The organism is Clostridium thermarum (assembly GCF_006351925.1).
In the GTDB taxonomy this organism is placed as follows: domain Bacteria; phylum Bacillota; class Clostridia; order Clostridiales; family Clostridiaceae; genus Clostridium_AU; species Clostridium_AU thermarum.
This window is the reverse complement of the sequence record NZ_CP040924.1, coordinates 2,783,802-2,790,000: the sequence shown is the minus strand read 5'-3', so window position 1 is coordinate 2,790,000 and position 6,199 is coordinate 2,783,802. Positions and strand designations below refer to the sequence as shown.

Below are 6,199 nucleotides of genomic sequence, written 5' to 3'. Positions count from 1 at the left end.
GGCGTAGGCGATGGACAATCGGTTGATATTCCGATACCACTATGACGCGTTATTACCGATGGGGTGACGCAGGAGGATAGGATGTGCCCACTATTGGATGTGGGTCTAAGCATCTAGGCAGAACAGATAGGCAAATCCGTCTGTTCAATGCTGAGGTGTGATGGGGAGCGAAATTTAGTAGCGAAGTATCTGATTCCACGCTGCCAAGAAAAGCCTCTAGGGAGTGAAGTAGTGCCCGTACCGCAAACCGACACAGGTAGGTGAGGAGAGAATCCTAAGACCAGCGGAAGAATTGCAGTTAAGGAACTCGGCAAATTGACCCCGTAACTTCGGGAGAAGGGGTGCCTACGCGAGTAGGCCGCAGAGAATAGGCCCAAGCAACTGTTTAGCAAAAACACAGGTCTCTGCTAAAGCGTAAGCTGATGTATAGGGGCTGACGCCTGCCCGGTGCTGGAAGGTTAAGGGGATTGCTTAGCGCAAGCGAAGGCATGAACTTAAGCCCCAGTAAACGGCGGCCGTAACTATAACGGTCCTAAGGTAGCGAAATTCCTTGTCGGGTAAGTTCCGACCCGCACGAATGGCGTAATGATTTGGGCACTGTCTCAACTGCAAATCCGGCGAAATTGTAGTGCAAGTGAAGATGCTTGCTACCCGCGATTGGACGGAAAGACCCCGTAGAGCTTTACTGTAGCTTAGCATTGAGTTTCGGTATTATCTGTACAGGATAGGTGGGAGACTTGGAAGCAAGGGCGTCAGCCTTTGTGGAGTCGACCTTGGGATACCACCCTGATGATACTGAGATTCTAACCGGACACCATGAAGCTGGTGACGGGACATTGTTAGGTGGGCAGTTTGACTGGGGCGGTCGCCTCCTAAAAAGTAACGGAGGCGCTCAAAGGTTCCCTCAGAACGGTTGGAAATCGTTCGTAGAGTGTAAAGGCAGAAGGGAGCCTGACTGCGACACCCACAAGTGGAGCAGGGACGAAAGTCGGACTTAGTGATCCGGTGGTACCTCGTGGGAGGGCCATCGCTCAACGGATAAAAGCTACCTCGGGGATAACAGGCTGATCTCCCCCAAGAGTCCACATCGACGGGGAGGTTTGGCACCTCGATGTCGGCTCGTCGCATCCTGGGGCTGAAGTAGGTCCCAAGGGTTGGGCTGTTCGCCCATTAAAGCGGCACGCGAGCTGGGTTCAGAACGTCGTGAGACAGTTCGGTCCCTATCCGTCGCGGGCGTAGGAAATTTGAGAGGAGCTGTCCTTAGTACGAGAGGACCGGGATGGACTGACCTCTGGTGTACCAGTTGTTCTGCCAGGAGCACCGCTGGGTAGCTATGTCGGGACGGGATAAACGCTGAAAGCATCTAAGCGTGAAGCCCACCTCAAGATAAGATTTCCCATGACGTAAGTCAGTAAGACCCCTTGAAGAACACAAGGTTGATAGGCTAGAGGTGTAAGCACAGTAATGTGTGCAGCTGACTAGTACTAATAGGTCGAGGACTTGACCTAAAACACATTCTTATGTGCAATTTTCAGAGAACAAACTTCTCTGATATCTGGTGATGATAGCGTGAGGGTTACACCCGTTCCCATTCCGAACACGATGGTTAAGACTCACAGCGCCCATGGTACTGCTCGGGAGACTGAGTGGAAGAGTAGGACGTTGCCAGGTCAGGCATTCCGCGATAGCTCAATGGTGGAGCATTCGGCTGTTAACCGAAGGGTTGGAGGTTCGAGTCCTCTTCGCGGAGCCATTTTTATTTTTTGGAAAAGTATAAGATAGCAGGCTGACGCCTGCTTTTTGTTTTATATCGGTTAGTCTTTAAAATATATAAAAGGTGTAATATAATATTACATGGTGATAATTATGAAAAAGTTGATACTGGCAGAAAAGCCTTCTGTAGGAAGGAACATAGCAGATGCTTTAGGATGTAAGCAGAAAAAAGATGGATACATAGAGGGCGAAAATTATATAGTAACATGGGCTTTTGGACATTTAGTAACTCTTTGCGATTGTAAGGACTATGATGAAAAATTTGCCTTGTGGAATCTAGAATACTTTCCTTACATACCGGAGCGTTTCAAATATAAAGTCAAGCCAGATGATAAAAACAAGAATAAGGAAGACCTTGGGGCAAAGAAGCAGTTAAATATAATTAAATCTTTGGTAGAAAGAGATGACGTAGATGGAGTCATTGCAGCAACAGATTATGATAGGGAAGGAGAATTAATTGCCCTATTGATATTTTCATATATAAAGGTTTCAAAGCCAATACAAAGAATATTAATAAACGAATGGACACCCCAAGAAATAAAAAGAGGGTTGGATTCTCTAAAGACCAATGAAGATATGCGGCCATTACAGGATGCAGGGGTAAGTAGGCAGCTGGCAGATTGGGTAATTGGTATAAACTTTACCTCCTTGGCAACTCTAAAATTTGCCAGAGGACGAGGAAGCCTTCTGAATATAGGCAGGGTGCTTATGCCTACTCTGAAAATGATTTATGATAGAGAAATGGAAATCAAGAATTTTAAATCGGAAACAAACTATGAACTTGTAGTGGAATTTATGGCAGAAGGCGGAGCTTATAAGGGAAAGTTCTTTCATGGTAAGAATGACAAGTTTCCTAAGAAGGATAGCGTGGAAAAGTTAAAAGAAGAGATAGAGGGGAAAAGCGGAGTAATTACCGAGAAGACCGTAGAGATAAAAAATGAATATCCTCCGGCTTTATTTAATCTGAGCAATCTTCAAGGATTTATAACTAGTAAGTATACAGGTTGGACTGCCGACAAAGTATTAAAAGTAGCACAGAGTCTATATGAAAAAAAGTACATTACTTATCCAAGAACAGAAAGTACCGCTCTGGAAGAGACTATAAAGGATAAGGCTAAAAATGTATTAGAAACCTTAAAGGCTGATATTCCTTTTAAAAATGAAATTGTATTTAGTGATTCCAAAAAGGTATTCAATAATGAAAAGGTAGAGAGTCATAGTGCTATTATGCCTACATATATTAAACCGGGCAATCTATCGGAAGACGAAAGAATTGTTTATGATGCAATAAAAAATAGATTTTTATCACAGTTTATGGCACCGGCAGAGTTTGAACATACAGAGATAATAACAAAAATAGCGGGTGAAAAATTCGACAGACTCTTCATAACAAAGGGAAAAATACTGAAAAGTAAAGGTTGGTTGAAGCTCTATAAAGAAGATAAGAAGGATGAATTGTTACCGCCCCTTGAGAAGGATGAAGAGGTTGACGTAGTAAAGGCTGAAGTATTGACAAAGAAAAGTAAGCCACCGGCCCATCATACAGAAAAGACCTTGTTAAAGGCTATGGAAACCTGTGGAAAGAACAAGGGAGATAAGGAAGAAGAAGACGACACTATACTTTATGGTTACTCCATTGGTACTGCTGCTACCAGGGCTGAGACCATAAATAAGTTAAAAAATGCAGGCTATATATATATTAAAGGCAAGTCATTGTTAATTACAGAGGTAGGGATAAAACTGATAGAAAACTTTCCGATAAAAGAGCTAATGGATACAGATTATACCGGTAGACTTGAAAAGAAACTTTTTGATATAGAGAAGGGAAAGTACAGCAAAGAAGCCTTTTTAAAAGAGATTTATAATTTTACCATTAACGGAGCAAAGAAAATAAAATACACTAGTAAAGTACTAATTAACGACAAGAGAGAAAAGCTTCAGGAAAAAAGCTAAGCAGAACAAATTAATTGTTCTGCTTAATTTCTTCTATGACGGAATTAATTAAGGAGTGATTAACCTCACTTAAATATGATTCCTTAAATTCCAATGCTTTCTCTAGGAGGTCTAAAGCCCTATCATTTTTACCTTTTTCTTTTAATACAAGTGCAAAATGATAATAAGGCTCAGGAAAGCTTGGTGACTTTTCTATAAGATTTGTATAGATATCATAGGCTTTATCATATTCTTTTAAAGCATAGTAAGTCTCACCTAAGTTATCCAGGATGATGTTGTTTGAACTGTCGTAATCTACTGCCTCCAAGTTTACCTTTAAAGCTTTTTCATAGTCTTTATTCAGTATTAAGAGATATCCATAGCTCTCATACATTGGTGTACACTTATACTCATTATAGATCAATTCTAAAAGTTCAAGAGCTTTTGAAAGATTATTTTTCTTCCAATGAATAAGGCTCCAGGTTAACCTAGCTTGATTTTTTTCATGAATGTCGAGAGTATCCATATTAATCGTATTTAACAATTCTTCTGCCCTATCTAAATTTTTGTTTCTAAGCAAATAGTATGCATAAACATTTTTAATTCTAGATGAAACCCCTTTTACCTTTAGTGCCTTTTCAAAATATGAGAATGCTTTTTCTACATCTTTTGTGTTGTAAGCAGCGTTAGCCTTTATAAAGTAATAAAAGTCCCTTTTGGAATAGATAAGGGCTAATAAGGCCAAAACCAAGAGAGCAAGTCCAACAGCAGAACTATGGTAATATACCGAGGCTATAACAATTACTGCAGGGATTAATTTTATTAAACTTGACTTTTTAATCATATGTTCCTCCAAAACAACTTTTGTAACTATAGTAACATGTGTGGATTTTTTTATCAATATCTGTCTTTTAATCTTTTTTCTAAGACTGATACTCCGGCATACATTATATAGGCCAGTATTGAGAGAATAATTATACTCATCATTACCATATCCAGTTGGGATATTTGTCCGCCGTAAACAATTAAGAAGCCTAAACCATCTTTGGCAACTAAGAATTCTCCCATAATTACTCCTACCCAAGATAAACCAACATTTATTTTTAATGCGGATATTAAGGTAGGTATAGATGCCGGAATAATTAGGTGCATTAGAAGCTGTATTTTACTTGCACCGAAGGTTTTTAGAAGTTTAATCTTGTCTTCATCAACTTCCTTAAAACCTGCTAGTACACTTATTATAGTTACTATAATTGAAATTAGCAAAGCAATGAGGACAATAGCCCTTAAACCATTGCCTACCCAAAATATAATGATTGGTCCAAGTGCTACCTTTGGCAGGGCATTTAATACTACTAAATAAGGTTCAGCTACTTTGGATGCAAAATCTGACCACCAGAGTAATATAGCAATCACAGTTCCAAGAATTGTACCAAGTACAAAGCCTAAAATAGTTTCATAGCAGGTTACAAGAATGTGTTTAAATAAGGTACCCTCATTATATATATTTATTAAGCTTTTCATCATTCTTGAAGGAGTACTGGTTAGAAAGGGATCTATTACTTTTAAATCACCCAGTATTTCCCACATAGCAAATATAGCTACTAGGATAAAAATTCTTGTGAATACAACCTTATGATGGGTGCTTTTAATTTTTTTTAAATACTTTTTGTGCTCATTACTTATCATCATCTAAGTCCATCTCCTTCCAAATAGCATTGAAATAGAATCTAAATTCCGGGGCTTCACGACACTTTAATGGAGAATCACAGGGAATGGAGAAGATTATTTCTATTTCTTTTTTGATCATGGCCGGTCTCTTAGAAAGTACAATAACCCTGTTGCTGGTAGATATTGCCTCAGCAATATCATGGGTAACCATTATAGCTGTTTTACCTTCTTTTTTTATAATTTTATAAATGTCATCACTTACTTTTAATCGGTTTTGATAATCCAGAGCAGAAAAAGGTTCATCTAAAAGGAGTACCTCAGGATCAAGGGCCAATGTCCTTATTAGTGCAACTCTTTGCCTCATACCACCGGATAGCTCTGAAGGCTTGTAGCTCTTAAAGTCCCAAAGACCATAGTTCTTTAGGAGAGTTTCAATCTTATGTTTATTTTCTTGGCTTAGCTTATGTTGAATTTTTAATCCTAAGCTGATATTATCCCATACGGAAAGCCATTGAAATAAATGATCTTTTTGAAACATATAGCCGAGTTTAGAGGAATAGCCATGAATTTCTTCATTGTCTACAGAGACTTTGCCATTTGATGGCTTAATAAGTCCTGAAATTATATTCAAAAGAGTTGATTTCCCGCAGCCGGATGGACCAACTATGCTGATAAACTCACCTGGCTCAACTTTTAAGCTGATATCATTAAGAGCAGCAGTTTCACCCTTAGGGGTATGGTAGTTCATAAATACATTTTTCAGTTCTACCTTGCTCATCCTATCATCTCCTTGCATCATATAATTCAGTATATGATTGAGAGG

At 39.3% G+C, this 6,199-nt stretch carries 4 protein-coding genes, 1 tRNA gene and 2 rRNA genes (1 of these 7 running past the window's edge); 4 read left to right on the top strand and 3 right to left on the bottom strand.

Features of this window, described 5'->3' with window-relative positions; all coding sequences use genetic code 11:
- The 4 genes from FHY60_RS12550 to FHY60_RS12535 all read left to right on the top strand — a co-directional run.
- Nucleotides 1-1,508 (top strand): 23S ribosomal RNA (locus FHY60_RS12550) (it extends 1,443 nt beyond the left edge of the window).
- Between the two features lie 46 nt (nucleotides 1,509-1,554).
- Nucleotides 1,555-1,671: ribosomal RNA gene (gene rrf / locus FHY60_RS12545) — 5S ribosomal RNA — on the top strand.
- A 7-nt stretch (nucleotides 1,672-1,678) separates the two neighbouring features.
- Nucleotides 1,679-1,753 (top strand) — tRNA-Asn (locus tag FHY60_RS12540).
- A gap of 113 nt (nucleotides 1,754-1,866) precedes the next feature.
- Nucleotides 1,867-3,726, top strand: a complete 1,860-nt coding sequence (locus FHY60_RS12535; protein ID WP_139905366.1) for a DNA topoisomerase — start codon at nucleotides 1,867-1,869, stop codon at nucleotides 3,724-3,726.
- A gap of 10 nt (nucleotides 3,727-3,736) precedes the next feature.
- Here FHY60_RS12535 and FHY60_RS12530 read toward each other — a convergent pair whose 3' ends face one another.
- From FHY60_RS12530 to FHY60_RS12520, 3 genes are read right to left on the bottom strand one after another with little or no spacing between them, the layout of a single operon-like run.
- Nucleotides 3,737-4,549, bottom strand: a complete 813-nt coding sequence (locus tag FHY60_RS12530) for a tetratricopeptide repeat protein (RefSeq protein ID WP_139905365.1) — start codon at nucleotides 4,547-4,549, stop codon at nucleotides 3,737-3,739.
- A 53-nt stretch (nucleotides 4,550-4,602) separates the two neighbouring features.
- Complete coding sequence (locus FHY60_RS12525) at nucleotides 4,603-5,397, bottom strand: ABC transporter permease (protein ID WP_139905364.1); 795 nt, start codon at nucleotides 5,395-5,397, stop codon at nucleotides 4,603-4,605.
- Nucleotides 5,384-6,154 carry an ABC transporter ATP-binding protein gene (locus tag FHY60_RS12520; protein WP_139905363.1) on the bottom strand — a complete coding sequence of 257 codons (771 nt, stop codon included), beginning with the start codon at nucleotides 6,152-6,154 and terminating at the stop codon, nucleotides 5,384-5,386. The genes FHY60_RS12525 and FHY60_RS12520 overlap by 14 nt, the downstream gene beginning before the upstream one ends.
- Nucleotides 6,155-6,199 lie beyond the last annotated feature (45 nt).

Coding starts and splice junctions, on each gene's coding strand:
- FHY60_RS12535 (WP_139905366.1), top strand. CDS start 1,867: ATGAAAAAGTTGATACTGGCAGAAAAGCCTTCTGTAGGAAGGAACATA.
- FHY60_RS12530 (WP_139905365.1), bottom strand. CDS start 4,549: ATGATTAAAAAGTCAAGTTTAATAAAATTAATCCCTGCAGTAATTGTT.
- FHY60_RS12525 (WP_139905364.1), bottom strand. CDS start 5,397: ATGATGATAAGTAATGAGCACAAAAAGTATTTAAAAAAAATTAAAAGC.
- FHY60_RS12520 (WP_139905363.1), bottom strand. CDS start 6,154: ATGAGCAAGGTAGAACTGAAAAATGTATTTATGAACTACCATACCCCT.